31 protein-coding genes, 2 pseudogenes and 1 riboswitch are annotated in these 26,546 nt (G+C 69.8%); of the genes and pseudogenes, 17 read left to right on the top strand and 16 right to left on the bottom strand.

What is annotated here, in order from left to right; all coding sequences use genetic code 11:
* Window position 1 precedes the first annotated feature (1 nt).
* The gene (locus L942_RS13845; RefSeq protein ID WP_037359879.1) at window positions 2-694 is read right to left on the bottom strand and encodes a hydrogenase; all 693 of its coding nucleotides are present in this window, start codon (window positions 692-694) and stop codon (window positions 2-4) included.
* Window positions 694-1,656, bottom strand: a complete 963-nt coding sequence (locus L942_RS13850) for a respiratory chain complex I subunit 1 family protein (protein ID WP_037359881.1) — start codon at window positions 1,654-1,656, stop codon at window positions 694-696. Before L942_RS13850 ends, L942_RS13845 begins: the two co-directional genes overlap by 1 nt.
* Window positions 1,657-1,767: 111 nt before the next feature.
* A riboswitch (Fluoride riboswitch) is annotated at window positions 1,768-1,830 on the bottom strand.
* 197 nt (window positions 1,831-2,027) lie between these two features.
* Here L942_RS13850 and L942_RS13855 point away from each other — a divergent pair.
* From L942_RS13855 to crcB (L942_RS13870), 4 genes are all read left to right on the top strand, one after another.
* A complete protein-coding gene (locus L942_RS13855) occupies window positions 2,028-2,393 on the top strand; it encodes a DUF190 domain-containing protein (RefSeq protein ID WP_037359883.1) in 366 nt (121 codons plus the stop codon).
* A 172-nt stretch (window positions 2,394-2,565) separates the two neighbouring features.
* Complete coding sequence (gene crcB, locus L942_RS13860; RefSeq protein ID WP_308196523.1) at window positions 2,566-3,060, top strand: fluoride efflux transporter CrcB; 495 nt, start codon at window positions 2,566-2,568, stop codon at window positions 3,058-3,060.
* A gap of 2 nt (window positions 3,061-3,062) precedes the next feature.
* On the top strand, window positions 3,063-3,404 hold the full coding sequence (locus L942_RS13865; RefSeq protein WP_037359885.1) for a DUF190 domain-containing protein: 342 nt from the start codon (window positions 3,063-3,065) through the stop codon (window positions 3,402-3,404).
* On the top strand, window positions 3,401-3,769 hold the full coding sequence (crcB, locus tag L942_RS13870; RefSeq protein WP_037359887.1) for a fluoride efflux transporter CrcB: 369 nt from the start codon (window positions 3,401-3,403) through the stop codon (window positions 3,767-3,769). The genes L942_RS13865 and crcB (L942_RS13870) overlap by 4 nt, the downstream gene beginning before the upstream one ends.
* 72 nt (window positions 3,770-3,841) lie before the next feature.
* Here crcB (L942_RS13870) and L942_RS13875 read toward each other — a convergent pair whose 3' ends face one another.
* Window positions 3,842-4,186, bottom strand: coding sequence for a HEAT repeat domain-containing protein (locus L942_RS13875; protein ID WP_081655056.1), 345 nt, complete (start codon window positions 4,184-4,186; stop codon window positions 3,842-3,844).
* A gap of 1,252 nt (window positions 4,187-5,438) precedes the next feature.
* Window positions 5,439-6,662, bottom strand: coding sequence for an MFS transporter (locus tag L942_RS13885; protein WP_051165938.1), 1,224 nt, complete (start codon window positions 6,660-6,662; stop codon window positions 5,439-5,441).
* Between the two features lie 94 nt (window positions 6,663-6,756).
* Between L942_RS13885 and L942_RS13890 the strand changes: the two genes are divergently transcribed.
* Window positions 6,757-7,311, top strand: coding sequence for a Chromate resistance protein ChrB (locus tag L942_RS13890; RefSeq protein ID WP_037359894.1), 555 nt, complete (start codon window positions 6,757-6,759; stop codon window positions 7,309-7,311).
* Window positions 7,312-7,606: 295 nt separating this feature from the next.
* Here the strand turns inward: L942_RS13890 and L942_RS13895 are convergent, their stop codons facing one another.
* On the bottom strand, window positions 7,607-8,017 hold the full coding sequence (locus tag L942_RS13895; protein WP_063695767.1) for an ArsR/SmtB family transcription factor: 411 nt from the start codon (window positions 8,015-8,017) through the stop codon (window positions 7,607-7,609).
* 112 nt (window positions 8,018-8,129) lie between these two features.
* On the opposite strand from L942_RS13895, the gene L942_RS45360 reads away from it, so the two are divergent.
* Genes L942_RS45360 through L942_RS13915 form a run of 5 tightly spaced genes read left to right on the top strand, consistent with a single transcriptional unit; the run spans window position 8,130 to window position 11,380 of the window.
* A complete protein-coding gene (locus L942_RS45360) occupies window positions 8,130-8,771 on the top strand; it encodes an arsenate reductase ArsC (RefSeq protein ID WP_051165952.1) in 642 nt (213 codons plus the stop codon).
* 28 nt (window positions 8,772-8,799) lie between these two features.
* Window positions 8,800-9,204 carry an arsenate reductase ArsC gene (locus tag L942_RS13905; RefSeq protein ID WP_037359896.1) on the top strand — a complete coding sequence of 135 codons (405 nt, stop codon included), beginning with the start codon at window positions 8,800-8,802 and terminating at the stop codon, window positions 9,202-9,204.
* A gap of 33 nt (window positions 9,205-9,237) precedes the next feature.
* Window positions 9,238-10,326, top strand: a complete 1,089-nt coding sequence (gene arsB / locus L942_RS13910) for an ACR3 family arsenite efflux transporter (protein WP_037359899.1) — start codon at window positions 9,238-9,240, stop codon at window positions 10,324-10,326.
* On the top strand, window positions 10,323-10,460 hold the full coding sequence (locus L942_RS45365; protein WP_235079086.1) for an FAD-dependent oxidoreductase: 138 nt from the start codon (window positions 10,323-10,325) through the stop codon (window positions 10,458-10,460). The genes arsB and L942_RS45365 overlap by 4 nt, the downstream gene beginning before the upstream one ends.
* A 29-nt stretch (window positions 10,461-10,489) precedes the next feature.
* Window positions 10,490-11,380, top strand: coding sequence for an NAD(P)-binding domain-containing protein (locus tag L942_RS13915; protein WP_235079104.1), 891 nt, complete (start codon window positions 10,490-10,492; stop codon window positions 11,378-11,380).
* 57 nt (window positions 11,381-11,437) lie between these two features.
* Here the strand turns inward: L942_RS13915 and L942_RS13920 are convergent, their stop codons facing one another.
* Complete coding sequence (locus L942_RS13920) at window positions 11,438-11,827, bottom strand: helix-turn-helix domain-containing protein (RefSeq protein WP_037359901.1); 390 nt, start codon at window positions 11,825-11,827, stop codon at window positions 11,438-11,440.
* Window positions 11,828-12,013: 186 nt separating this feature from the next.
* Here L942_RS13920 and L942_RS13925 point away from each other — a divergent pair, with 186 nt between their 5' ends.
* Window positions 12,014-12,355, top strand: a complete 342-nt coding sequence (locus L942_RS13925) for a metalloregulator ArsR/SmtB family transcription factor (protein ID WP_037359903.1) — start codon at window positions 12,014-12,016, stop codon at window positions 12,353-12,355.
* A 126-nt stretch (window positions 12,356-12,481) separates the two neighbouring features.
* Here L942_RS13925 and L942_RS13930 read toward each other — a convergent pair whose 3' ends face one another.
* The 4 genes from L942_RS13930 to L942_RS13945 all read right to left on the bottom strand — a co-directional run bounded on the left by L942_RS13930 (window position 12,482) and on the right by L942_RS13945 (window position 17,169).
* A complete protein-coding gene (locus L942_RS13930) occupies window positions 12,482-13,246 on the bottom strand; it encodes a DUF4238 domain-containing protein (protein WP_037359904.1) in 765 nt (254 codons plus the stop codon).
* A gap of 283 nt (window positions 13,247-13,529) precedes the next feature.
* Window positions 13,530-14,612, bottom strand: coding sequence for a flavin-containing monooxygenase (locus L942_RS13935; protein ID WP_037359906.1), 1,083 nt, complete (start codon window positions 14,610-14,612; stop codon window positions 13,530-13,532).
* On the bottom strand, window positions 14,609-15,823 hold the full coding sequence (locus L942_RS13940; protein WP_200862803.1) for an MFS transporter: 1,215 nt from the start codon (window positions 15,821-15,823) through the stop codon (window positions 14,609-14,611). Before L942_RS13940 ends, L942_RS13935 begins: the two co-directional genes overlap by 4 nt.
* Window positions 15,824-15,828: 5 nt before the next feature.
* Entirely contained in the window at window positions 15,829-17,169 is a 1,341-nt protein-coding gene (locus tag L942_RS13945) for an FAD-dependent oxidoreductase (RefSeq protein ID WP_037359908.1), read from the bottom strand.
* Between the two features lie 101 nt (window positions 17,170-17,270).
* On the opposite strand from L942_RS13945, the gene L942_RS13950 reads away from it, so the two are divergent.
* The 4 genes and pseudogenes from L942_RS13950 to L942_RS45370 all read left to right on the top strand — a co-directional run bounded on the left by L942_RS13950 (window position 17,271) and on the right by L942_RS45370 (window position 19,706).
* A complete protein-coding gene (locus L942_RS13950; protein WP_235079088.1) occupies window positions 17,271-18,110 on the top strand; it encodes a helix-turn-helix domain-containing GNAT family N-acetyltransferase in 840 nt (279 codons plus the stop codon).
* A 40-nt stretch (window positions 18,111-18,150) separates the two neighbouring features.
* Window positions 18,151-18,675 carry a DinB family protein gene (locus tag L942_RS13955; RefSeq protein ID WP_037359912.1) on the top strand — a complete coding sequence of 175 codons (525 nt, stop codon included), beginning with the start codon at window positions 18,151-18,153 and terminating at the stop codon, window positions 18,673-18,675.
* A gap of 14 nt (window positions 18,676-18,689) precedes the next feature.
* A pseudogene (locus L942_RS46170) lies at window positions 18,690-18,950 on the top strand (glycosyltransferase); the annotation flags it as partial.
* A 456-nt stretch (window positions 18,951-19,406) separates the two neighbouring features.
* Window positions 19,407-19,706, top strand: a complete 300-nt coding sequence (locus L942_RS45370) for a hypothetical protein (protein ID WP_037359915.1) — start codon at window positions 19,407-19,409, stop codon at window positions 19,704-19,706.
* 249 nt (window positions 19,707-19,955) lie between these two features.
* On the opposite strand, the gene L942_RS13965 is transcribed toward L942_RS45370, so the two are convergent.
* The 4 genes and pseudogenes from L942_RS13965 to L942_RS13980 form a co-directional block, all read right to left on the bottom strand.
* Window positions 19,956-21,164, bottom strand: a complete 1,209-nt coding sequence (locus L942_RS13965; RefSeq protein WP_037359917.1) for an FAD-dependent oxidoreductase — start codon at window positions 21,162-21,164, stop codon at window positions 19,956-19,958.
* Window positions 21,161-22,297, bottom strand: a pseudogene (locus L942_RS13970) (MAB_1171c family putative transporter). The gene L942_RS13965 and the pseudogene L942_RS13970 overlap by 4 nt, the downstream one beginning before the upstream one ends.
* Complete coding sequence (locus L942_RS13975; RefSeq protein WP_037359919.1) at window positions 22,294-22,848, bottom strand: hypothetical protein; 555 nt, start codon at window positions 22,846-22,848, stop codon at window positions 22,294-22,296. Before L942_RS13975 ends, L942_RS13970 begins: the two are co-directional and overlap by 4 nt.
* Before the next feature lie 78 nt (window positions 22,849-22,926).
* Window positions 22,927-23,415 carry a helix-turn-helix domain-containing protein gene (locus L942_RS13980; RefSeq protein ID WP_235079090.1) on the bottom strand — a complete coding sequence of 163 codons (489 nt, stop codon included), beginning with the start codon at window positions 23,413-23,415 and terminating at the stop codon, window positions 22,927-22,929.
* Window positions 23,416-23,601: 186 nt separating this feature from the next.
* Here L942_RS13980 and L942_RS13985 point away from each other — a divergent pair, with 186 nt between their 5' ends.
* Window positions 23,602-24,222, top strand: a complete 621-nt coding sequence (locus tag L942_RS13985; RefSeq protein WP_081655057.1) for a GGDEF domain-containing protein — start codon at window positions 23,602-23,604, stop codon at window positions 24,220-24,222.
* A 164-nt stretch (window positions 24,223-24,386) separates the two neighbouring features.
* On the top strand, window positions 24,387-24,929 hold the full coding sequence (locus L942_RS13990) for a winged helix-turn-helix transcriptional regulator (RefSeq protein ID WP_081655058.1): 543 nt from the start codon (window positions 24,387-24,389) through the stop codon (window positions 24,927-24,929).
* A 50-nt stretch (window positions 24,930-24,979) separates the two neighbouring features.
* Here L942_RS13990 and L942_RS43730 read toward each other — a convergent pair whose 3' ends face one another.
* Window positions 24,980-25,624 carry a transcriptional regulator gene (locus tag L942_RS43730; RefSeq protein WP_106964894.1) on the bottom strand — a complete coding sequence of 215 codons (645 nt, stop codon included), beginning with the start codon at window positions 25,622-25,624 and terminating at the stop codon, window positions 24,980-24,982.
* Entirely contained in the window at window positions 25,621-26,532 is a 912-nt protein-coding gene (locus L942_RS43735; RefSeq protein ID WP_037359923.1) for a Scr1 family TA system antitoxin-like transcriptional regulator, read from the bottom strand. Before L942_RS43735 ends, L942_RS43730 begins: the two co-directional genes overlap by 4 nt.
* Window positions 26,533-26,546 lie beyond the last annotated feature (14 nt).

Here is a 26,546-nt window from a genome sequence, read left to right on the forward strand (position 1 = left end):
CTCACCCCCTCAGCTTCGTGAGGTCGCGGGTGGACAGCGATTCCGATCGGCGGTGGTGGACCTGCATGAGCACCCCGAACACGACCACCGCGACCAGCAGGTCGAACAGGAACGCCACCTCGAGGATCAACGGCATCCCGGCAGCGACCACGAGACTGGCCAGGGAAACTCCGTTCTCCAGCGAGAAAAACCCGATCGCCTGCGAGACCACGTCACGGCGCACGATCATCAGCACGAACGCCACCAGGATCACCGCGACCGACAGCGCGAGCGCGGTTTCCGGGAGCGCGGGGCTGGTGACTTGGAAGCGCCCGGTCGCGAAGAACCCGAACGCCGCCACCGCGACCGCCAGCAGCACCTCGCTGGCCACGCCGAGCGCGCCGCTGCCGGCGATTTCGGTGCCCGCCCTGCGCAGCATCCGCAGCACCAGCCACGGCACGACGATCACCTTGAGCGCCAAGGACAACGCCGCCAGGGCGTACAGCTCCGGCACGTCCCGCACGACCGCGACGACCACCGCGAGCAGGGACACCAGCAGCGACTGCGCGGCATACACCCGGACTTGCGCGCGCAGCAACGCGGTCCGCAGCATCGCGAACTCGGTGAGCAGCACCAGCACCGCCAGCCCGTTCGCCACCCCGGCATACACTCCGGGAGGCGCGACGGCGGCGGGGTCCGCGGCCAGGACGTTCATCAGCCGCCTCCGAAGTAGAGGGTGAACACGGCCAGCACCGCGAGCAGGAACGCCGCCGCGACGAACTCGGTGATCTTGAACAGCCGCAGCTTCGCGAACGAGTTGTCGATCACCGCGATCAGGACGCCGAGCACCGCGCATTTGCCCAGCAGCGCCGCGATCGCGAGCGCCACGTTCCCGATCCCGGGCGTGGCGGCCAGCCCCCACGGGGCGATGAACACGTTGATCAGGATGGTGAAGAGGATCAGCTGCTTCATCGCCGATCCCCAGCGCAGCATCGCCAGGTACGGGCCGGAGTGCTCGAACGCCCGGGCTTCCTCGATCATGCCGAACTCGTTGGTCCCGGTGTGCGTTTCTACCGGGATCCTGCCGGTTTCGGCCAGGATCACCAGCAGCAGCGCGGCCGCGGCGAGCAGGTGCGCCGGACGCACGATCTGCTCGGCCGAGGACCGGACGGTTTCGGCCAGCGCGTACGGAAGGTCGGTTCCGGTCACCAGCGCGACGGTGAAGACCACGAACAACACCACCGGTTCGGTGATCGCGCCGAAGGTTTTGGTCCGGCTGGCTCCCAATTGCGCGTAGGGCGAACCGGTTTCGGCAGCGGCCACCGCGACCGCGAAGCTGGCGAGCGCCAGCACGAACCCGCCGCCGAGGATGTCGCCCATGTACCCCAGCGGCAACGGGAACGTGGTGAGCACCGGGATCAGCAGCGGCACGGTCAGGTAGCACGCCATCGCGCCGATCGGGGCGACCAGGAAGACCCAGCTCGCTCCGTTCGGAGCCAGGGATTCCTTGCGGAACAGTTTGCCCAGGTCGTAGTACGGCTGGAGCAAGCGGGTGCCGCGCCGTCCCTGCAGCCGCGATTCCACCCGCGCGATCACGCCGGACACCCCGGGCGCGGCGACCAGCACAGTCAGCGCCTGCGCCAGCTGCACGAGCGGGATCGGCACCGGCGGGTTCACGATCGCTCCCCGAGCCGGGGAGCGAGCTGATGATCGGGGACTGCGGAGCCTTCGGAATCCTCGTCCACCCGGACCTCCTCTACCGGCCTGCCAGCGTGCGAACACGAAGGTGGTGCGGTAGAGGCCATTAGCGGAGGATCCGCGGTTAAGGCGAGCCCCATCGCCTGTGTTCCCAGTGTGACCACCACGGCGACGTCGCGCAAGCCCGTGCGCCGCCGCGGACCCGGATGGGTTCTTGACCGCCGGGTCCCCGAGCGGTTGTACTGGACGCGGCGATGGATCCCGCCGGGGCTCGTGTGTGCCCGAACCGCCTCCGCCGAGGCTGATGGCTTCCTGGCCGATGCTTGCCGCGCCGGACCAGGAGGACCGCTGTGAAGATCACCAAAAGGGCGCTGCGACTGTCGATCTTCCTCGGCGACGGCGACATCTGGCACCACAAGCCGACATACGTGGAAATCGTGCACCGGGCGCACAAGGCCGGTCTCGCGGGCGCGAGCGTCCTGCGCGGCTTCGAGGGTTACGGCGTGTCGTCGCGGATCCACACCCAGCACGTGTTCCGGCTGAGCGAGCACCTGCCGCTGCTGGTGCTGATCGTGGACTCCGAAGAGAAGATCCGGGCGTTCCTGTCCGAATTGGACGACCTCGAAATCAGCGGCCTGATCGTGGTCGACGAAGTGGAAACGATCCGCTACACCGAATCCGCGCCGAAGCAGTCGCATTGGTGGTCCGTGAGCTGACGCGGGTGAAACCCGGCACAGCCCGCGGGCCCGCGGACGCCGGCTCGGCTAGACTGGAGCTGCGGCGGTGGGGCTCGCCGCTTCGGGGTCAGCCCGGAAGAACCGCGGCTCTGCCCGCCGCCAACAGTCCCTGCTTGACCAGTGTCGTGCCCAGGACAAGCAGGAGGCGTGCGTGAGCAATGAGGTCGACGTGACCGACCCGATCGACCCGGATGTCGATCTCCAAGTACCGGCACAGCGCCGGGAACTCTTCCGCACGCACGGATTGGTGCTCGTCCTCATCGCGGTCGGCGGTGGTCTCGGGGCACTGGCCCGCTACGGCCTGGCCACGCTGCTGCCCACTGCGCCCGGCCGCTTCCCGTGGGCCACCTTCGGCACGAACGTCGCCGGCTGCTTCCTGATCGGCGTTCTCATGGTGCTCATCACCGAGGTGTGGCCCGCGCACCGGCTCGTGCGGCCCTTCCTCGGCGTCGGCGTGCTCGGCGGATTCACGACCTTCTCCACCTACGCGGTGGAGACGCGCGGCTTGCTGCAGCCGGACACCGTCGGGCTCGCTTTCGCTTACCTGGCGGGAACTTTGCTCTGCGCGCTGCTCGCGGTGATCGCCGCCGTCTGGCTCACCCGGACCGTGACCAGTCTCGTCCGCCAACCCGAAGAAAGGGTCTGATCATGCAGCTCACGGGATACGCCCTGCGCATGTCGATCTTCATCGGCGAGGACGACGTCCGGCACCACAAGCCGCTGCACCGGGTGATCATCGAACGCGCCCGGGACGCCGGATTGGCCGGCGCCACCGTGCTGCGCGGCTGCGAGGGCTACGGGATCCACGCGATGATCCACACCACCCGGCTGCTGAGCATGTCCGAAGACCTCCCGATCACGATCCTGATCGTCGACCGGGAAGACAAGATCCGCGCGTTCCTGCCCGAACTGGACGAGCTGATCAGCGAGGGCGCCGTCCTGCTGGACGAGGTCGAAGTGCTGAGCACCGACGGAGTCCGCCGCCCATGACCGCCGTGCTCGTGTTCGTCGGCGCGATGGTCGGCGCGCCGCTGCGTTACCTGACCGACCGCACGGTGCAGAACCGGCACGACAGCCTGTTCCCGTGGGGCACGTTCAGCGTCAACCTCGCCGGCTGCCTGATCCTGGGCGGGCTCGCCGGAGCCGGAACCGCGCTGCCCGCACCGCTGCTGGCGCTGATCGGCACCGGCTTCTGCGGCGCCCTCACCACCTACAGCACCTTCAGCTACGAAACGGTGCGGCTGCTGGAGCAAAAACTGTACTTCTACGCCGCGATGAACGTGATCATCAGCGTGATCGCCGGGCTGGGCGCGGCGCTGATCGGATACACCGTCTTGCACGCCCTGGTGGGCTGAACCCGGCAATACGGGTTACCGCTGACCGAGTCTCCTTCCGGGCTCGGCGCCGAACGGATCTCGACCCGGCGGTCATCCGGGCAGCGGACGGCCCAGCAGGCTCAGCGCCGCCCGTCTCGCGGGTGCGGGGCCACAGGAGGCGTAACTGTCGAGCAGATCGCGGTGCGCGCCGACTCCGCCGATGCGGACCAGCGCCTGCAAGACGGCGGTGGCCAGGTACGGGTCGGGTCCTTCGACGAGCAGCGTGCGCAGCGGGCCGAGAGCACGGTGTTCCTTGCGGGCGCCCAGAATTTCGGCGGCGATGATCCGCCGCTCCGGCAGCGGGTGCCGCAGCGTCCACAGCAGACGGTCGACGTAGTCGAGGTCGGCGGCCACGACGGCACACAGCGGCTCCTTCGCGGGGGAGGCACCCAGCACGGTCGCACTGGTTCATCTGGCAAATCCACGGCATCCGGTCTTCCTCGCGTCGTCCGGCTGGACGGGCGGGACCCTGTGACGAAGTTCGCCGCACCCCGCGCCTGCTTCATACGGCACTCAGCCGCCGGTAGCCCGCGGAGCAGAGCGCACCGCCTCCGCGAAAAATGGCGCGTCCCCCAGGACGAGGCCGCCGAACGGCTCGCGCGCACCAGGCGGTGGCCAGCACCCGGTGGTTCCCCGGAGAGCCCGGTCATCCACGTCGTCGCGGTCGGCGGGCGGGTTGTCGGATGGGTCTGTCGCGAACGGGAAAGCGGACCGTCGTGCGCGCCGGAGGCTCGGTCGCCGAAGCGGACACGTTCGGCGAATCTGTTCGCGTGCTCGCGGGCTTATCATGAGAGGGCTGGCGAAGGAGTCGGGATGTTCGCGAAACGGGCGGTGCCGGTGAGTTCCCTCGACGCGCCGTGCGCTCCGTGGGAGATCCCGGTCGAACGCGACCTCGCCGAGCTCGGCGGCGGCCCGGCGCGGTCCTTCCGGCCGTCGTCCGCGCGGTTTCTCCCGGTGGACGCGGCCGAGGACCTCGCCGATCTCGTCGGCCCGCCGCGCCCGGGCGACCTGCTGGTGCTGCCGTCCGCGACGCGACCGGCGGCCGACGGGCTGGTCTGCGTCCCGGACCAGGTCGTGGGCATGGGCCCGCGCGGGGTGGCGCAGTGGGTGGACGATCTGCCCTACCCCCGCGTGGTGGGCGTGATCCCCTACGCCGAGCTGGTCGCCGCCGAGCACCTGCTGGCGGGCGAACACGGCTGCCTGGTACTGACCGGAGCCCGCACCCAGCTGACGATCCACTACCGCTCGCCCGCGTGGCCCGCTGTCGGCGACCTGCTGACCCGGCTGCGGGCCCACGCGCTCGCGAGCACCGGGGCGTCGACGATGTCCGCCACCGGCGAGCACGTCCAGTGGGAGGAGCTTCCGTACTCGCTGCTGGTCGGCCTCGGCGACCCCCGGCCGCCGCGGTGCCTGTCGGCGGCCGCGGAATCGGTTCGCGGCCGGTGGTGGCGGCACCGGCGGACCCGGCCCGCCGCGCAGGTGGTGCTGACCCGGTACGAATTGGTGGTGCTGCGGCACGTGACCGGCCGGGCGCCGCTGCGGCACGGGGTGAATCTCCTTGCTGTCGCCCGGGAACACATCGCCGGCCTCGACGCGAGCGGCGAAAGGCTGACGGTGCGCACTCCGGCCGGCGAGCACCAGGTCGAACTCAACCCGGCGCTGGCCGAGGCGGCGCAGACGAAGTTCCGTCCGATGCTTCGTGCCTGCGGCGCACGAGGATCAGCAGCGGGACGGCGGCGAGCTGCGCCACGACCGAGAACAGCACCACAATCGTGAGGGACACGCTGAACAGCGCACCGATGGCCGCGCTGCCAGCGAACCACGCGACGCCGTAGACGCCGGTGAACAGACCGTAGGCCGAGGCCCGCCGGTCGGCCGGGACCATCGGGGCCACCGCGGCCGGGATGATCGATTCGTGCACGCCCATTCCCAGCCCCCACAAGCACATGCCGATCAGCGCGGGCCAGAAGCCGCCGAGGAACGCCAGCGGCGCGTAGGCCGCGGCGACCACGGTCAGCGGGATGAGCAGGCCGATCCCGAAGCGGTCGAACAGCCGCCCGAACAGCAGTGATCCCGCGCCGCTGACCGCCATCGCGACGGCGTAGAAGATCGGCGTCAGGTCGGCGGACACGGCGCCTGCCTGCTGGAAGTGGAACGCGATCACGGGAAAGTCGGCGAAGCCCGCCGCGACCAGCGCCGCGGCGGCCAGATACAGCCAGAACCGCCGCGGGAACCCGTGCGCCTGCACCGGGGCCGTCGAGGGCTCCAGGTCCTGCGGGCGCGGGTAGACCAGCCGCGCTACGCCCAGCAGACAGAGCATGATCGCGGCGGGCACGGCGAGGACGGCGAACGCGAGCCGGTAGTCGTGCCGGCTGCTCGCCAGCACCAACGCGATCAGCAGCGGCCCGAACATGGCCCCGAACTGGTCGAGCGCCTCGTGCACGCCGAAACCCCAGCCGTACCCGATCTGCTTCGCGGCATGGGACAGCATCGCGTCCCGCGGCGGATTGCGGATCGCCTTGCCGACCCGTTCGAGGATCACCAGCAGCGCGGCGACCTGCCAGCTTCCGGCCAGTGCCAGCAACGGGACCACCGACATCTGCAACACGTACCCGCTGATCGTGATCGGCCAGTACCGGCCGGTGCGGTCCGCCCCGCGACCGGACACCACCCGCAGCCCGTACCCGAGCAGCTCGCCGAACCCGGTGACCACTGCGATCGCCAGCGCACCGGCCCCGAGCAGCCCGAGGAAAGGCCCGATGACCGCGCGCGACGACTCGTAGGTGAAGTCGGCGAAGAAGCTCATCACGCCGACCATCAGCACGAACTTCAACCCGGCGGACAACCGCCGCCCGCGAGCCTTATCGGCCATACCGCGCCACCGCCTCAAGACGACCGCGTTACGGTAGCAAAGTAACCGCCGTTACGCATCAGCACGCGACGGCACGATCGGGCAGACTGAGCCCGTGCCCGACCAGAAGACGAACGCCCCCCGTGGCTGGCTGCTGCTGATCTACCGGGTCCCGCCGGAACCGACTCGCCTGCGAGCCACGGTGTGGCGCCGCCTCAAAGGACTCGGCGCCGTCTATCTCCAGAACTCCGTCGCCACTCTCCCGGCCGCACCGGCAGCGGAACGCGCGCTGCGGAAGCTGCGCCACGAGATCGTGGAAATGGGCGGAACGGCGCAGCTGCTCACGAGCACCGCGCTCGTCGGGCAGGCGGACATCGTCGCCACCTTCCAGGCCGCTCGCGACGACGAGTACGAGGAAATCGTCGACAAGTGCCAGGACTTCCTGGCCGAAATCGAGAAGGAAACCGCCGCCGAGCACTTCACCTACGCGGAACTCGAGGAGAACGAGGAAGACCTGACCAAGCTGCGGAACTGGCTGGCGAAGGTCACCGAACGGGACGTCCTCGCCGCGCCTGGCCGCGCCGAGACGCTCCGGGCGCTGGAACGGTGTGAGCGGGTGCTCGAGGAGTACGCGGCGAAGGTGTACGCGTCGGACGCCGACGGACACTGATCGGGTCGCCTTGGCGGGTGCCGCGGGCCGTTCTGATGGCATTCAGCCTGGCTCAGCTCTGGCAGCACGTCGTCCTGGCCGGTGCTGCGATCCTGTTGCTGGCGCCCGAAAGCGGAGTCGTCACCGCACTCCGTGCCAGCGCACCAGCAGGGGCGTTGCTCGCGATCGCCGGAATCGCAGTCGTACACCGAGGCACGCGTGCCGCGACCGGCAACAGTTGCGCCATGACTCTTGGCCTGCAAGGCGACGAGCCGATGTCAGGAGGATGACCACGGGCATTGACAGCGAGAGGTGATCAGCACCGTTTGTTGCGATCGGTATCCGCGACGGGCGCGATCTGGTCGACGAGCGGGCCGCCGGTGTCCAGCAGTGCCCGGAGGGTCTCCAGGGGTTCGGGGACGAGGCGGTACCAGCTCCAGGTGCCGCGGCGTTCGCGGGTGAGCAGTCCGGCGGAGACGAGGACGCGCAGGTGGTGGCTGAGGGTGGGCTGCGGCATGGCGAATTCCTCGGCGAGGTCGCAGAAGCAGGCTTCGCCGCCGGGCGAGTAGCGGATGAGGGACACGAGCCGGATGCGCAGCGGGTCGGCGAGGGCTTTGAACAGGGCCGCGGCCTGGTGGGCGTCGGTGTCGGTGACGGCCGCGGCGGGTTCGGCCAGCAGCAGGGTGACCGGGACCGGGGTGCGGTTGTGCCGGTGTTCGCCCGCCATGGGTCCTCCCGTCGGTTCGTGTGCCGTAGTCGACCATACCTGCTGGATTGACAAAGTTCGATGCAATCGAGTTCACTTGGATTGAGAGAAGTCGATCCAAGGGGTGTGGGTGATGGTGCTGCCTGCTGGCGGCTTGCCCGTGCATGACGCGGACGCGCAGGTCGAGCGGATCGTGGACGAGCTGGCGGACCGGTTCCGCGGGACGTTCGAGCGGGAGGCGGTGGCGCGGTTCGTGCGCGAGTCGTACGCGCTGTTGTCGGAGTCGGCGACGGTGCGCACGCATTTGCCGGCGCTGACGGCGCGGTTCGCGCGCGAGCGGCTGCTGGACCGGGGCCGGGCGTCGGGGCTGTTGCGGGTGGAGGTGCCGCAGGTGCTGTTCGTGTGCGTGCACAACGCGGGCCGGTCGCAGATGGCGGCGGCGCTGCTGGACCATCACGCGTTCGGCCGGGTGGCGGTGCGCTCGGCCGGGTCGCGGCCGACGCGGGAGATCCCGGAGACGGTCACCGCGGCGCTGGCGGAGCTGGGCGTGTCGCTGACGTCGGCGTATCCGAAGCCGTTGACCGACGAGGTGGTGCGGGCGGCGGACGTGGTGGTGACGATGGGCTGCGGTGACGCGTGCCCGGTGTTCCCCGGCCGCCGCTATCTGGACTGGGCGGTGCCGGACCCGGACGGGCAGCCGCCGGCGGCGGTGCGGCGCATCCGCGACGATATGGACGCCCGCGTCCGCGGCCTGCTCGACGAGCTGACTCCGTGATTTTTCCGTTGCCGAGAAAGGAATCCTAGTGTCGCGTGTTCCGGAAGTGCTGTTCGTGTGCGTGCACAACGCCGGCCGTTCCCAGATGGCCGCGGCGCTGCTGGCGCACCACGGCCTGGGCCGGGTCGCGGTCCGCTCGGCAGGGTCGGAGCCGGCGGAGCAGGTGAACCCGGCCGCCGCGCGGGCGTTGGCCGAGTGGGGCCTGGACATCACCGCGGAGATCCCGACGAAGCTCTCCACCGCCGACGTCGAGGCGTCGGACGTGGTGATCACGATGGGCTGCGGCGACACCTGTCCGGTGTTTCCGGGCAAGCGCTACCTCGACTGGGCGCTGGACGACCCGGCCGGGAGGGGCGTGGAGGCGGTGCGCCCGATCCGCGACGAGATCGACCGCCGGGTCCGCGGCCTGCTCGCCGAACTGCTCGACGCCTGATTCCTTCACACCTGTTCTGCCGCAAGGAGAATCGTGACACAGACCGCCGACGACACCGCCCCGGCCGATGGCGACGTCCTGCACAAGCTCTCGTTCCTGGACCGGTTCCTGCCGGTGTGGATCATCGTGGCGATGGCCGCCGGGCTCGGCCTGGGCAGCGTCGTGCCCGGCCTGCAGTCCGTGCTGGACGCGGTGAAGATCGGGCAGGTGTCGCTGCCGATCGCGCTCGGGCTGCTGCTGATGATGTACCCGGTGCTGGCGAAGGTCCGCTACGACAAGCTCGACACCGTCACCCGGGACACGCGCACGATGGTGCTGTCGCTGATGCTGAACTGGATCGTCGGCCCGGCGCTGATGTTCGCCCTGGCCTGGCTGCTGCTGCCGGACCTGCCCGAGTACCGCACCGGGCTGATCATCGTCGGGCTCGCCCGCTGCATCGCGATGGTGATCATCTGGAACGACCTGGCCTGCGGCGACCGCGAGGCCGCCGCCGTGCTGGTCGCTTTGAACTCGGTGTTCCAGGTGATCATGTTCGGGGTGCTGGGCTGGTTCTACCTCGAGCTGCTGCCCGGCTGGCTCGGCCTCGACACCACGAGCGTTTCCTTCTCCCCGTGGGAGATCGCGCTGTCGGTGGTCATCTTCCTCGGCATCCCGCTCGTGGCCGGGTATTTGTCGCGGCGCATCGGCGAACGCACCCGCGGCCGCGACTGGTACGAAAGCAAGTTCCTGCCGAAGATCGGGCCGGTCGCGCTGTACGGGCTGCTGTTCACGATCGTGGTGCTGTTCGCGCTGCAGGGCGACAACATCACCTCCCGTCCGCTCGACGTCGCCCGGATCGCCCTGCCCCTGCTGGCCTATTTCGCGCTGATGTGGGGTGGCGGCTACCTGCTCGGCAAAGCGTCGGGCCTGTCCTATGCGCGGACCACGACCTTGGCGTTCACCGCGGCGGGCAACAACTTCGAACTCGCCATCGCCGTCGCGATCGGCGTGTTCGGCGTGACCTCCGGCCAAGCCCTCGCCGGCGTGGTCGGGCCGCTGATCGAGGTCCCGGTGCTGGTCGCGCTCGTGTACGTGAGCCTGTGGCTGCGCAAACGCTGGCGCACCAACGCATCCCGGACGTGAACCGCACCCAGGTAGCAGTGGTCGGCGGCGGGCAGGCCGGGCTCGCCGCTGGGTTCTACCTGCGCCGCGCCGGCCTGGACTTCGTCATCCTCGACGCGCAGCCCGATCCGGGCGGCACGGGTGGGAGTCGCTGAGGCTGTTCTCCCCGGCCCGCTACAGCGCCCTGCCCGGCTGGCCGATGCCGCCCTACCCCGGCGAGGGGTACCCGACCGCGCCGCACGTGGTCGACTACCTCGCCGCCTACGAAAAGCGCTACGCCCTGCCGATCGTGCGCGGCGAGACCGTGACCAGCGTGGTCCGCGACCGCGGCGGGCTGCGGGTCGCCACCGACACGACCTCCTGGGACGCGGCGGCGGTGATCTCCGCGACCGGCACCTGGTGGCGGCCGTTCCTGTCGCTGGTCTCCGGCGAGTTCGGCGGACGGCAGCTGCACACCGTCGACTACGACGGTCCGGCCGCGTTCGCCGGGCAGCGCGTCGTGGTGGTCGGGGGCGGGAACTCCGGCGCGCAGATCGCCGCCGACCTCGCCCCGGTCGCGACGGTGACGTGGGTGACGCGGCGGCCGCCGCGGTTCCTGCCCGACGACGTCGACGGCCGAGCCCTGTTCGACCTGGCCAGCCGCCGCGCCCGCGCGCTCGCCGCCGGCCAGGCCGATCCGGGCGGGGTCGGGAGCCTCGGCGACATCGTCGCCGTGCCGCCGGTCCGCGTCGCCCGCGACGCCGGGCTGCTCACTCACCGGCCGATGTTCGCGCGCCTGGCCGCGGACGGTCCGATGTGGAGCGACGGCAGCCGCCTCTCCGTCGACGCGGTGGTGTGGTGCACCGGGTTCCGGCCCACGCTGGGACACCTCGCCTCGCTAGGGCTGCGTACTGCGGGCGGAGCGATCCGCACCGAGGGAACCCGCGCTGTCGACGAACCGCGGCTGCATCTGCTCGGCTACGGCGACTGGACCGGCCCCGGATCGGCCACTCTCGCCGCCGTCGGCCCGACCGCACGCGCCGCCGTCTCCGAGATCGCCCGGCAGGCCGATCCGGACGGGCGAGCTGGTTCCTGACCTGCCTTGACATCCACCATGCGCGAGCACGGTCGTTTCCGGCGGAACGCGATCAGGTCATCCGTCGTCGCCGCCCGAACTGTCGCGAACCTTCCGGTAGGTCGCAGCGTTGCGCAGGGAAGACCGTCCGGTGTAGGACGCGTAGACCGCGAGCAGGCCGTCTTGCTGCTCGTCCGAGAGGTCGTTGAGGCCCAGCACCATCTGCTCGAACGGGTCGAGGGCAACCCCGGGCACGATCTGCCTGATCTCCGCGTTTAGCAGCATCTCCTCGGGGATGTGCAGCACCTCGCAGATCTTTTCTAGGAGCGATTCGCCGGGACGCTCCCCTCCCATGATCTGCGATATGCGGCCGGGCGTGACGGCAACCTTCTCCGCGAGTTCCTTCTGGGACAAGCCAGCGAGTTCGAGACGGCGGTTGAGCAGTTCGCTGAGCGCCGTAGTCGGCATGCTTAGAAGCTAACTAAACTGCTAAATCGCTGTCAACCTCTCCGCTCGCGGTCTTGCTGAGCGCGTCGACACGGCTACGTCGCCGCCTGCACGGCATTGGCGCTCGCCGCGCTCGCCTGGGCCGGGAGACCGCCCCGGGCCTGACCCGTCGGCCCGGCCGCCGGGAGTGCCTGCGACGATCACGCCATGCCCGACCCGACACCCGCGTCCACCGCGGCGTGCTGCGCACCGCTTGTGCAGGAGCCGCTGTCTGCCGAGGACGCCGGGCAGTTCGCGGCCGGGTTCAGGGCGCTGGCCGATCCGGTGCGGCTGCGGCTGCTGTCGCTGATCTGCGCGGGTGGGGACACCTCGGCCGGGGAGTTGGCAGCGGCGTTCGCGGTGACCGGGCCGACGATCTCGCACCACTTGAAGGTGCTGCGCGAGGCCGGACTGGTCGAGACAGAACGCCGCGGCACCTCGATCCGCTACCGGACCCGCGAGGAAGCCATGTCCGCGTTGTCCGGGCTGCTGGCGGTGCCGCTCAGCTGACCGGCTGGCAGCAGCGCCGCCGGCCTGGTGCCGCGGTGTCGGTTCTACGGCATCGTGGTCAGGGACGGGAGTCTCAGTCCTTCGGGGAAACTGCTTGAGCACGAACTCCGAGCCGTGGAAGGAGAATCACGCTGCGGGCGACGAATCTCGTGGCGGCGGGTGCTCGCTGAGCCAGCGCCGCTCGACGGTCCAGCCCGGATTCATGCTCGCGTATTCGACGATCCAGGTCGGGCCCCCGTGACTGTCTCCGGTCCAGGGCGTCGGCAGCCGTGGCCCGGTCAGCCGCAAGTGCGGGGTCGGGTCGTGGTCACGGTGGCAGAACACCTGGGAGTCGGCGGCGTCGAAGATCATCTGGCTGACGATCTGTCCCGTGCCGCCCTCCATTTTGAACCGGTGGTCGACCCGCTTCCGGGGGTCTTCCTTTCTCGCGCGGTGGCCGGGCAGCAGCAGGAAGCGGTGCGGGTCGAGCGGCAGGATGACGTCGCAGTACGCGGTCGCCAGCAGCTGGTTCTGGGCGTCCTGGGCGTTCAGGACGACGACAGGCACGTCGCCGGTCCACAGGCACAGGTCGCTGAACCCGAGGCCCCACGGCCGATCGAAGATCACCCAGCTCAGCCGGGCGAGCTGTTCTCCCATGAACCGGAGCTGCTCGTCGCGGCCCGCCGCTGACCTGATCGACTGGGGCAGCGCCAGCTGGCCGGTTCCGTCGCCGGCGAGGTGTTGCAGACGTTTCCGCTGGCGGACGGTCCGCACGATCTGCGAGGCGATCCACCACGCCAGCGCGGCACGCTCGTTGGCCGGCAACGGCCACCGGCCCGGCCCGGGCAGTGCGCCCCGGGGGTCTTCGAGCATCGTGTCGAACGCGGGCACCGCCTGCTTTTCGGGTTGCACAGCAGCTTCTCGGCCCGTTCGCCGTAGAAGTCGCCCACCGCGGCGACCTTCCGGATGTTCGATCCGAACGGCTGGTCGAGGCAGTCGATGTTGCGGGTGGAGATGAACCACTCGCGGCTGCCGGGTTTCCGCTGCCAGCCGAACCGCCGCAGGTACATCTGCGGCACGGTGTGGTCGTTGCTCATCGCGCGCCCCTGTTCGTCAGCACCTTCCGCGGCAAGCATGTCATCGAGCACCGACAGGAATCAGTTACCGGAATCGCTCCGGCTGCTGAAGGCCAGGCTCAGCTGACCGGCTGGCAGCACCGCCGCCCGGCCGACACCGGGGTGCCGATCAGCCGGTCGACGAGGTAGGCGGCGTCGCGGCCGACGCCGCGCAGGGTGGCGGAGGCGAAGCTGCGCTGCCACTCCAGCCCGACATAGCCGAGCCCGGGCACGGTCGTGGACAACCCCTTCCTCTGCAACGGGATCCCGTCCCGCAACGCCCCAGTTCCGTCCAGATAGGACAGTCCAGGCCGGAACCCGGTCGCGAGAACGATCGTGTCGGCGGGTTCGCTCGTGCCGTTGGGCCAGTGCACGCTGTCGCCGTCGAGGCGGGTGAACATCGGCCGCCGGTCGGGCCGCCCGGCGGCGACCGCGGCCTGGTAGCGGCCAGGGTCGGCCACGGGTGTCGCGGGCGGGGCGGACAGGAGGTGCCCGACGGGAAGGTGGTCCAGGCCCAGCGCGGCGGTCCACCAGTGCGCGTCGCGGCCGAACGGTCGTTGCGGGGCGAAGCGGATCGGGGCGCGGGTGGCGAGGGTGACGCGGGCGTGTTCGGCGAGTTCGGCGGCGATCTGCACAGCGGAGTTCCCGGCGCCGACGACGATGACCCGCTGCCCGGCGAACGGCGCGGGGTTGCGGTATTCGCTGGAGTGCACAACGGTCCCGGCGAACTCGTCGAGTCCGGGCAGGGCGGGAATGCGGGGCTGGCTGAATCCGCCGGTGGCGGCGATGAGCGCGGGCGCGGCGAAGGTGTCGCCGTGCCCGGTGCGGACGGTGAACCCGTCGCGGTCGCGGGTGACGGCGACGGCGCGGTGGCGGGTGCGGATGTCGGCGTCGAGTGCGGCGGCGTAGCGGCGGAGGTAGGCGACGACTTCGTCGCGGTGCGGGTAGTGCTCGGGGTCGCCGGGGAAGGGGCAGCCGGGCAGGCTGCTGTAGCGGGCCGGGGAGAACAGGGTGAGGCTGTCGTAGTAGTGCGGCCAGGATCCGACCGGTTCGGGCCCTGCTTCCAGCACGAGTGGGCGCAGGCCCCTCGTCAGGAGGGCGTGGGCGGCGGCGAGGCCGGACTGGCCGCCGCCGAGGACGATCGCGTGCGGGTCTTTGGTCATGGTGTGCTCCGGGTCGGGGTGACGGTCAGGGCGAGGGCTGCGGCGGCGAGGTTGACCGCGGCGAGGGCGAGGAAGGCGGGGCGGTAGCTGCCGAACGCGGCGGCGAGGGCGGACCCGGCGAACGGGGCGAGCGCCATGGTGACGGTCATCGGCGCGGAGAGCAGTCCGTTGAGGCGGCCGTAGTGCGCCGGGCCCCAGCGGTCGGTGATCGCGGTGGCCTGCAGCAGGGTGAAGACCCCGCGCGCCATCCCCGCCACGACCGAAGCGGCGATCAGCGCGACGGTGGTGGTGAGCAGGCTGAGCAGGACGGTGGTCAGCGACGTCGCGGCGAGAATCGCGGCGGTGCGGGCGCGGACGCCGGTGCGGCGGGCGAGCGCGGCGTAGCCGAGCCGGCCGAGGACCTGTCCGGCGCCGCCGAGGCCGAGCGCGACCGCGGCCGTGCCCGGGTCGATCCCGCGTTCGAGCAGCAGCGGCACCAGGTTCACCACAACGGCGAACACGGAGAACGTCGCCAGGCTCAACGCCGCCACCAAGAGCCGGAACGCGCCGCTGCGCGCGATCCGCGCCGGGTCCCCGTGCACTGCCTCGTGCGGCGCGGGTTCGGCGGGCGGCCACGGCCCGCGCAGCCCGAACCAGTGCCCGGGAATCGTGATCGCGGCGAGGATCGCCAGCAGCACCAGGTAGGTGTGCCGCCAGTCCAGGTGCGCGGCCAGCAGCGCGGTCAACGGCGCGAACACGGTGCTGGCCAGCCCCGCCACCAGGGTGAGCGTGGTGAGCGCCGGGACACGGCGCGGGCCGTGCCAGCGGGTCAGCGCGGCGAACGCGGGCGGGTACAGCGTCGCGCTCATCGCCACCCCGGCCAGCGCCCACGCCACGAGGAACCACGCGAGGTTCTGCGCGGTCGCGACCAGCACGACTGCCGGGACCGCCAGCAGCGAGCCGACGGTCATCAGGACGCGGGGGCCGTGGCGGTCCAGCCACCGGCCCACCCCGATTCCGGCGACGGCGGACACCAGCTGCGCGCCGGAGAGGGCGGCGGTCACCGCGGCCGCGGGCCAGCCGGTGTCGCGGCTGATGTCCGGGGCCAGCACGGGGAACGCGTAGTAGAGCACGCCCCAGCTCGTGATCTCGGTGAGACAGAGAACGGCCAGCACGCGGCGCAGCCCGGACACCGGCAGTGCCGCGGACCGCGCCGTCGCCGTGCGGCTCACGCTGGTCAGTTCCCGGAGCGCGACGGCGCGGCCAGCGTCAGCACTTCCGGCTCCGCCGGACCGCAACACCCGTCCGACGCTGCGGTCGTGCCGGGGTCGTCGAACAGTCCCGCGCCGCCGCACACGCCGGTCTCGGCCAGGACCAGCTCGACCTGTCCGGCAGCGTCGTGGTCGCCGGCGAGGGCGGCGGCGATGCTGCGGACCTGCTCGTAGCCGGTCATCGCCAGGAACGTCGGCGCGCGCCCGTAGCTTTTCGTCCCGGCCAGGTAGAACCCGGTCTCCGGGTGCGCGAGTTCCTTCGCGCCGTGCGGGTAGACGGTCCCGCACGAATGCACGTTCGGGTCGACCAGCGGCGCCAGCCGCACCGGGGCCTGCAGCGTCGCGTCGAGTTCCAGCCGGATCTCCGAGAGCCACCCCAGGTCCGGGCGGAACCCGGTCAACGCCACCACTCCGTCCACATCGGACAGCCGCTGCCCGTTCGCCGACACCAACGTCAAAGTGCCGGTGTCGTCGCGTTCCACGGTCTCGGTGCGGAACCCGGTCACCACCGAGACCAGCCCCGCCTCCACCGCTTGCTTCGCGCGAGTGCCGAGCGCGCCGCGGGCGGGGAGCTGGTCGGCGTCGCCGCCGCCGAACGCGGTGCCGATCCCGCCGCGGCGCAGCACCCAGCTGATCCGCGTCGCCGGGTTTTCCTTCGCCAGTCCGGACAACGCCACCAGCGCGGTCAGCGCCGAATGCCCGCTGCCCGCCACCGCGATGTGCTTGCCGGCGTAGCGGGCCCGCACTTCCTGGTGGCCCAGATCCGGGACCCGGTAGACGATCCGGTCGGCCGCGGTCTGTTCGCCGATCGCGGGCAGGCCCTCGCCGCCCAGCGGGTTCGGGCCGCCCCACGTCCCGGACGCGTCGACCACCGCGGACGCGAGCAGCCGCTGCTCGCCCTCGGCGGTGCGCACGTGCACGGAGAACGGCTCGCCCTCGCGGCCGCTGTCGACCACCCGGTCCCGGCCCCGCCGCGCGACCCCGACCACCTCGGCGCCGAACCGCACCCGCGACCCCAGCGCCTCGGCCAGCGGCTGCAGGTACCGCTCGGCCCATTCGCGGCCTGTCGGGTACTCCGCGCCGTCCGGACGGATCCACCCGGTCGGCTCCAGCAGACGGCCGCCCGCCGGGTCGACCAGCTCCGACCACGCCGAGAACAACCGGACGTGATGCCACGCCGCTACCGCAGCACCCGCACGCGGCCCGCGTTCCAGCACCAGCGGCTCCAGGCCCCGCTCCAGCAGCTGCGCCGCCGCGGCCAGCCCCACCGGGCCCGCTCCCACCACCACGACCGGGTACTCGCTCATCCCACACCCCTGATTCATCGATCGGGTTCGATTAACGAGGCGAACTGTATCGACCGCGATCGATGGATGCAACCATCGACCGTGGTCGATACACTGTCGGCATGCCGATCGCGCTGCCCCAGGCCCAAGTGCTGCCGACCGCCGACGCCGCCACCTACGCCGAGTGGTTCGCCTGCCTCGCCGAACCCGTCCGCGTCCGGCTGCTGCACGCCGTGTCGACCAGCCCGCGCGGCATCACCGTCGGCGCGCTGACGGAGATCCTCGGCACCAGCCAGTCGACGACGTCGCATCACGTGCGCAAGCTCGCCGACGTCGGGTTCGTGCGCCTGGAGAAGGTCGGCACCGCCACCGTCGTCACCGTCAACGAAGCCTGCTGCACCGGGCTCCCGCACGCCGCCGACGCCGTCATGGGCATGCTCGGCCCCCGCCCCTGCTGCCCCGACGACGTGCCCGACGACATCACCGTCCGCGCCCTCGAACCCGGGGACTGGACCGCCGTGCGGCGGATCTACGGCGACGGCATCGCCACCGGCATCGCGACCTTCGAGACCGCCGTCCCCGCCCGCAAGGCCCTCGACGCGAAGTGGCTGCCCGGGCACCGGTGGGTCGCCGAACTCGACGGCCAGGTCGTCGGCTGGGCCGCCGCCAGCCCCGCCTCCGACCGCGACTGCTACTCCGGCGTCGCCGAAACCTCCGTCTACATCACCGAAGCCCACCGCGGCCGCGGCGTCGGCAAAGCGTTGCTGCGCAAACAAGTCATGGCCGCCGACGACGCCGGACTCTGGACCCTGCAAACCTCCATCTTCACCGACAACCGCGCCAGCCTCGCCCTGCACCACTCCGCCGGCTACCGCACCATCGGCGTCCGCGAACGCATCGCCCAACGCGACGACACCTGGCACGACACCGTCTTCCTCGAACGCCGCAGCCCCGTCAACTGACCGGCTGGATTTCCCGTCCCGCGAGGCGGACACTGGACGGGTGGACAGGCAGGCCGTTCACGACGAGATGGAGCGTGCTCGCACCGAGTTTCACCGGCTTCTCGACCAGGCGAGCGACGCGGACCTGCGCCGCGCCAGCAACGGGACCCGCTGGACCAACCGCGAACTGCTGTTCCACATGCTGCTCGGCTACCTGATCGTCTGGGCACTGCGGAACCTGATCGCGCTGTTCGACCGGCTCCCTGACAGCGTGGGCAAGCGCTACGCACAGGCCCTGAACGCGGTGACCGTCCCCTTCGACGCCGTGAACTACGTCGGTTCCCGCCTCGGAGGGAACCTCCTGAAACGCCGGGGGATGGCAGCTGTCGCAGACCGCGCGATCGCGCGTCTGCACCAGCGACTCGACCGGGAAACTGAGGCCGCCCTCGCCCGGACGATGCACTTTCCGACCCGCTGGGACCCCTACTTCCGCGACCGCATGTCACTGGCCGACGTCTACCGGTTCCCGACCCGGCACTTCGACCACCACGCACGACAGCTCACGCTGCACTCCGGCTCCGAGTGACCCAGCGGGTTCGCGTGCCGGGCGACGCCGCCATTGTCGCATTCGTCCCCCACGCCGAGGGACTCCTGGACGCGGCCGCCGTGGTCACCCACGCCGGTCACGGCACAGTGGCCGCGGCCATGCGACACGCCGTGCCCGTGGCCGGGCTGCCCGAGCACGCCGCCGATCAACCGGCACTGGCCGCACGCCTCGCCGAGCGGGATGCCGGAATCGCGCTCGACGGCGAACCAGCCACACCTGCGGACATCCGCGCCGCCGTCGGCAAAGTGCTGGGGCAACGGCTTTCGGGACGCAGCCGCCACCGTCGCCGCGGCAATCGCTGCCACGTCCGGTGCGGCCGGAGCTGCCAGCCTGCTCGCCAGTCGAGAGCTGCGGCATGGGGGAAGGCTGTCCGATGGGCAACCAGGGTGGTGGGCGGAACGGGAGGGCCGCCCATCGCCGTCTCCACAACGACTCGTGCGCCGCGACGGGTTGCGATCCCGCGCAGGATCCGCCCGACACGACGGGGCGCCCAGGGTGCAATGATGCCGATTCCCCTTTTGCCTTTTCAATCAAGAAGCGTGACGTTCTGGGCGACGACGGGTAACCCGCCGCTCCGGCTAGACCAATGTGACTCAGGGTCGAACGCATGTTCGGCTCTGAGTACGGGTTGCCGGGCTGCAGGCGGCCCAGGCTGTGGATACGAGCAGGGTGATTTTGTGGTGGACGAGTGGCCGTCAACCGTTCGGAGAGTGAGTCCGCCGATTCCGGTCTGGGTAGGCGTGCGCAAGCTGCTCGTGCTGTGTACGGAAATCCTCGTCGCACGCAACCGCGCTGGCTTGCGGACCGAGACCGACGGTCCCGGCCTGCTGTTCGAGCGGGCTCGCCGCGAGGACGGAGGAATGCTCAGCTGGGTTACCTACGAGCTCGTCACCGCCGACGACCAATTTTCACGGCCGGTCAGCCACTACGTGCCAGCCCACCTGCTCCGCAGACGAGGGCCTGCCCGTCGTCACCGGTTCGGCGACTACCGGCCGCGGACCCACGGGTAAAACGGTTGGCGGTTGCCGAGTCTCAGCAGCGAAGAGCGTCACTTTTCAGGCCTGCGCTCCGCCCACTCTGCTCGAGGACGCGTGCCAAGGTACAGGGCTGTTTGCGGTGTCGGTAGCTCGAGCCTTGGCCGCACTCTTGCGGCACTAGGCAGGCGGCGAAAGCGTTCCGACCTCACGCAGCAAACGTGTTCGACGACTTCTTCCGTCGTCTGATGACTCACCAGCTCACAAGTGCGCCCAGTTACTGGCCTATCGCGGTACTTCGTCTGGCTGGGCAACGGACTGGTGCCAGTCGATGTGGTAGCCGGTGAGCCAGGATGCGGTGTTGCGTGGTCCTTTCTTGAGTTTTCGGGGGAGGACGGCGTCGCGGATCATCCGTTTGACGGGGCCGGGGGTTGCGTTGCCGCCCATGCGTGCGCTGGTGGCGACGACGCGTTCGACGCGGGGGCGTCGGATGGTTTCGTAGGCGTGGAATGCTTGGGGTGTGGGCAGGTCGCGGAGGCATTGGGCGAGGACGATGCTGTCTTCGATGGCCATGGAGGCGCCATGGCCGGCGTTGGGGGCGGAGACGTGGGCGGCGTCGCCGATGATGATGGTCGTGTCGGTGTGCCAGGTGGGCGTGGTGGCGATGTCGTAGCCGTTGGCGCCGGTGACGGCATCGTCGCTGGCGCGGACGATATCGGCTGCCGGTGTCCGGTCGCGTGCGAGGAGTCCGGCGACCCGTTGTTTCCATTCGTCGGAGGTGGTGCTGGCGAGTTGTTCTTTGGTGAGTTCGGTGCGGGGGTGGGGGAGGTTGGCGAACCACCAGGTCTGGCCGTCGGGTGCGGTGAGGAACGCGAAGAACGCCTTGCGGCCGAAGACCATCCGGAAGGTGCCGGGTTCGGTGGTGACGGCGGCGTGGGCGGCGTAGCCGCAGACGGTGATGGCGCCGGTGTAGCGCGGGTTCGGCGCGGCGGGGTCGATGAGCCCGCGGGTGGCGGAGTGGATGCCGTCCGCTCCGATCAGCAGGCTGCCTTGGGTTTCGGTGCCGTCGGCGAATTGCGCGGTGACCGGGTCGCCAGGTGTGGTGGTTGCGCTGGTGAGGCGTTTGCCGTGGTGGACGGCGATGCCGCGGCGGCTGGCTTCGTCGCGGAGTGCGCGGTAGAGCGTGGACCGCTTGATCATCCGCGGGCCGCGGTCTCCGGCGGCGCCGCCGATGGGGGCCTGGCCGAGCCGGGTGCCGCGGTGGTTGAAGAATTCGACGGTGCTGGCTGGGAAAGAGTGTGTGCGTACGAGGTCGGCGGCGTCGATGGCGGTGAGGGCGTCGAGTCCGTTGTGCATGATGCTGAGGAACGCGCCGACGCCGTCCGCGGTGGTGGGGTAGGCCTCGTAGATTGCCGAGTCGATCCCGGCTTTCTGCAGTGCCATCGCGGTGACGGGGCCGGCGATTCCCCCGCCGATGATCATGGCCGTGGTCATGGGTCTCCTGTCGAGTTCATGGCGCGGGAGAGGGACACCAGTTCGCGGACGTCCGCGTCGAGGCTGTCGGCGGCCGCGACGACGACCGGTGTCGCATGGACCGACCGGGCCTGTTGTCCTGCGGCTCGGGCGGCGAGCGCGTGTGTCAGCGAGCGCGCCAGGTCGTCGTAGCCTTCGCAGGCGCGGGGCGGCAGGTAGGGGCTGATGCGGACGAGACCGTCGCGGCATTACACGACGCGGCGGTAGTAGCGCCGGTGCGTGCCGCGGAGCCGGAAGAGGTCGCGCCAGGGACTGGGGGTGACCCGTTGCAGTTCGTCGTCGGGAAACTGCGCGTGCAGCACTGTCCACAAAGGATCGAGCTGGCGGTATGCGCGGCGGTGGCCTGCCCAGACCCGCAGTGCGGTGACCCGCATCGCGGCGGCGGGATAGATGACGCCGGCGAGGAAGATGACGACGCCGGGAAGCAGGAAGACGGCTGCGGCTACCGCGCCGAGCAGGGTGGCCGCGGCGCCGCTGGTCTCGGCGAGCGCGGAGGGGGACGACGCGCCCGCCCGGCGCAGGATGATCTCGGGGATGAACACGCAGTTCGCCAGCACGATGGCGGCGAGGCCGACGGAGGCAATCCGGAGGCCGCGGGCGAGGCGCGGGTTGGCGTCGCGGGCGTAGCGGCGCGCCCAGAGGAACGCGGTGGCGAAGCCGAATGCCAGATAGAGATCCGCGGTGACGGTGAAAACGGCGCCCGCGGGCGAGGAACTGCTGTGGACCGTGGGAGGGGCGAGCGCCGCGGTGGCGATCAAAACGGCTTCGGCCGCGACGAGCGGCACGGCGAAACGGCGGGCTCGTGGCCATGCCTGGCGTGGTTCCAGGGCCGAGAAGAGGAAGAAAAGGACCAGACAGGTCACTCCGATCAGCAGCGTGCCGTGCTGGATCAGGCGGGACAGCATCGGCGGGAGGCCGAGCACGGTCGCCTCGCGGTCGGCGGCGAGGCCGAAGGGGAAGGCGAGAGCGAGACAGGCGACGAGACCCGTCAGGGCGCGCAGCGGCAGGTTCTGCGGGGTCCGGCTCAGTCGTAGGCCCAGCCAGGCCAGCACCGCGATGGCGGCGATGCCGTAGGCGAGGACGAGGTAGGTCATAGCCACCCCAGCCGGTCGCTGAGCGCGGTCTCCATTCGATGCGCAGTGCCGTTGCCTGCGGCGGGCACCCAGACACGGTCGAGAACCGAAGCCCACTCCAGGATGATGGTGGCGACTGTTTCCGCTTCGTATTCCTGCGCGGTGTCGTACGAGGTGCGGCGGAGCGCGCGGCGGACCGCGTCCGGCGCCAGGTCGGGGTACTCGGCGCGCAGGGACTCGGTCGAGGAACCCGGGCAGAGGTCGCTGAGCAGGGTGTCGTCGTGTGCGTCGCTGTCGTGGCCGGCCAGCATGTGACCGAGTTCGTGCAGGATGATGTGGTCTTGGTGCGGTTTGCTCGTTTCCTGCTGGTAGAAAATGTAGTCCGCCGAAGCCGCCGCGACCCAAGCACCGAACGGGCCGGGGACAGGGATGGGATGCGCACGCAGCCTGATCGGTTTGCCACGCTGGATCCCGACGCGGCGGCACAGTTCGGTGACATCCAACGGCGGATGGATGTCGAGATCAGTCAAGAGCTGCCGGCAGCGACGGCGCAGCTGCCGTTCGGACGTCATCTGCCCCTCCCTCCAGGCTCAGGACCGGACTAGCACATAAGCCACCGTGCCGGATCGCTCCCTTGCCTGCCACAGCGCTCACTCCGTTGGCGATTGGCCTCGCTCAGCCTGCTCGTCGCGATAGACCACGTCGAGCAGGTCCATCACCAGCCGTCGGCGCTCGGGGGACAGAGCACCCGCACGCATCGCGATCAGCTGGGCTTCACTCGTGTTCGCGGTCAGGCTTTCCTGCGCAGCCTGGAGCTTCTGCAGCTGTTCGTCGACCCGGTCGGTCACCGCGTCATCGAAGAAGTACGACGCCGGCACACCGAAGAACGCAGCCAGTGCATACAGGTGGCGCAGTGTCGGGTTGTCTTTCCGTGCCTTGCGCAGATGCCAGATGTAGCTTCCGGAAATCCCCACGCCCGTGGCGGTGATTTCCGCTGCGACGAAGTCGTTCGTGTACTCCTGGCCGCTGCGCGGCTTCATAGTCGCGAACAGCTTGTTCAGCCTGGCGGCCAGGATGTCCGCGAAGTTGTCCGGCAGGCTCGCCGGAAGGTGCCCATCCGGATACGCCGGTGTCGCCATGCGATCTCCACCCCGACTGCTTCCACTCACGTAAACACCCGTACGAGTGAGGATGTTGATCCTGGTTGAACTCGTCCGCGCGACCAGCCTAAACTCGCGATCATCGTGATTTCAACTCCGAACCAACGGTAGCGAACCGGACGCCTTCACGTCAGTCAAAGCCACTCGTTCGGAGGAAGATCAACAATGGTATCTACCTGGCCATCCCTGTCGGGGCAGGGGCCATGCTGCTCTGCCTGCGGACAGCCGCTCGGCTCGTGGGGCACGGACAAATACACCGGAGTGCTTAATCGGGAAGGGTGGGACGTCCGGGTCGCCTCGGTCCTCGACGGGTCCATAGGGCATGCGATCGCGCTGCTCGTCCTCGACCTTGATCATTTCAAGGCTGTCAACGACCGATACGGTCACCCTGCGGGCGACGCCGTCCTTCGCGTGGTCGCTGCGAAGCTCACGGCCGCGGTGCGGCGCGAAGACATCGTCGGGCGGTACGGCGGAGACGAATTCATGGCGCTCCTTCCCGGCGCGAACCGGGCGTGCGCAAAGGGGATCGCAGAACGGATCCTCGGGCGGATACGCGGCGCAGTCGTCGAAGCTCGGTCCGCGGACGGACGCTTTGTCGTCATCACTGGGCTGACCGCCTCCGTCGGCGGTGTCGTCCTGAACGCCCGCGGCCGCACTGGCATCGCGGATCTTGTCCGACGAGCCGATGCGAACCTCCTGAGCGCAAAGCGGTTTGGCAAGGACCGCGTGCTGATTGCGGCAGACGGCGACCTGTCCCGAAACCTCTGTCGTCCTAAACTCAGATGAGAGTCATCCAAACTACTCCCTTGTTGACAGTTGAAGATCGAGTCGACGGGGCCTACGCTGGCCTTATGGACGTTGCGCGTTCTGCGGCCTGATCTCCTCCCCGGCCGGCTGCACGAACGGACCTGCCCGTCTTCGAACTGCGACCTAGCCGCCGGGAGGATGCAATGACCGAGCTGTCGAACCGAACTGGACAAGTCCAGCTGACGTCCGGACGAACCCTGAGGCCCGTCAAGCGCCGCTGGCCTACCGCTCATGTAGACGGGACGGTTCCCGTCGGCTCCCGACACGACGGCGCGTGGCGCGACGGCTGGGATGCCGAGCAGCTGCGCAAGCTGTCAGACGTGAGGCGCCTTTTCAGCGGCGACTGGATGCACGCAGTCATCGTCGCGCTCGCCGATGGGCCAAAGCACTATAAAGAGCTTCTCGACACGATCAGGACACTATGCGAACGGGACCGCGGGCACCGTCGCACTCTGCACGAAAGCGTTCTCGCGCGCACGCTCAAAACCATGACTGCCGACGGGCTGATCCTTCGGCACCAGCAGTCCACAGCTTTTCCGCCCTCCGTGCAGTATTCGTTAAGTCCGGAGACGGCCGAAGCGCTCGACGCGATGATGCCGATGGTCACTTGGGCGACGAAACATGCCGATCTCATACAGCGTGCCCGCGCACGCCGATGCAACTCCCAGGCGTCCAGCTCCGAATGAGCTGAGTTATTGGGCAAGCCTCCTCGCTCGGGGTGCGGTCGTCGCAACCGTCACCCGGACCGGGCGTACAGGTCGCGCACATGCGGCGCGTACACCATGTTCTCGCGGGCGTACAGGTTGCGGCAGTGCTGGTCGCGCATGGCCAGGACCAGCAGTTCTGTGCGCGACAGGTTCAGACCGTAGGCGATCTTCACGACGGTGGGGATCGACGGCGCGGCCGCCATGCGTTCGACTCGCGACAACCACAGGCGATCGGCACCCGTCAGTTCGGCGACCTGGGTCAGGGTGCGATTGTGCCTGATGCGCCACAGGTAGAGCATTTCGCCGAAGCAGGTCAGGGTCCGGTGTGGCCCTGCGATGTCGGACGCTCGGACGGTGCGGTGTCCCCGGTCGCGGTCTGAACGGGTGGCTGCGGGGTAGCTGCGGCCTGCGGCGATCGCTAGTGCGTACGGATCGGCTTTCAGAGCGTAGGCCAAGGCTGCGGCGGTCCATAGTGATTGCAGCGGGGTGCGGCCTCGTTCGAGGGTTCCGATGGTGGAGGCGCTGATCCCGGATCGTACCGCGAGGCGGTTGATGCTCAGGCCCGATGCCTGCCGGCGTCTGCGCACGAAAGCTCCGGCTGTCTCGGGCGGTTGGGCTGCAGCGTCGGGTGTCGGTGTGCCGACGGCGGATGCGGGTATCGGTTCGAGGGTCACCGGTGGGCCTCGGTTGCCGTTGGGGGTTGGGCAAGTTCTGCCGCAGGCGAAAGTCGTTCCAGGTCTCGGATGCGGTCGTCGATCACCTTCCGGGATTGTGTCGTGGGCAGTGCGAGCAGACGCAGATCCGCGGTGAGCCGTCGGTAGGCTCCGTGGTCGGGGGCGAAGACACCCGCACTGTGGTGCGCGAAGTACGTGACCGGGCCTGCGGCCGTCTCGTAACAGGTGAACGGGGCCTGCAGTGCCGGGCTGCCGCAGATCTCCGACGGAACGATGCGCACTCTGATCATCGGGTTCGCCTTCTCTAGCGCCCGCAGGAATCGGAGCTGGCTGCAGGTGACCGCCGGTGCTCGGAGATGGGACGACAGGGCAGGCTCGCCAAGGAAGACTTCGACCTGTTTTCTGCTCGTTTCCGCGGTAGGGGTCCGCAGAAGCCTTCGCTGCGCTGCCTGGGCTCTGACGAATTCACTGACACATCCGGGAGCCGCGCCGAGATCCTTCAGGACAACGCGGGCGTAGTCGGAGGTCCACAGGGAGGCGGGAACGAGGGTCGGATGGTAGTCCACAAAGGATTTTGCGAGTTGGGTGAAGTGGCTGCGTGCTTCGGCATGGTGGCGGTGGTGAGCCGGGTGGAGGATTACCACGCTGTGGTCGGTTGTCCTCGCGAGGCTGGAGATGTAGGCGTGGTCGTCTGGAGCGACGGACAGGGCGCAGAGGATTCCGCCGACGTGCTCGGCGTCGGGCTTGCGCACGCCGAGTTCCCACTGTGCGACTTGCGCGTGGTGCTTGTGGATCAGGTTCGCCACTTCGCGCAAGGTCTTGTCGGCCTTGCGGCGTTGCGCGTGAAGGACAGCGCCGAGCAGCAGGTGCCGGGGCGACGGCTGAGGGGTGTCTTGTTTGCTCGTCACGAAACGTCCATGTT

Source organism: Amycolatopsis orientalis DSM 43388, assembly GCF_000411975.1.
In the GTDB taxonomy this organism is placed as follows: domain Bacteria; phylum Actinomycetota; class Actinomycetes; order Mycobacteriales; family Pseudonocardiaceae; genus Amycolatopsis; species Amycolatopsis orientalis_D.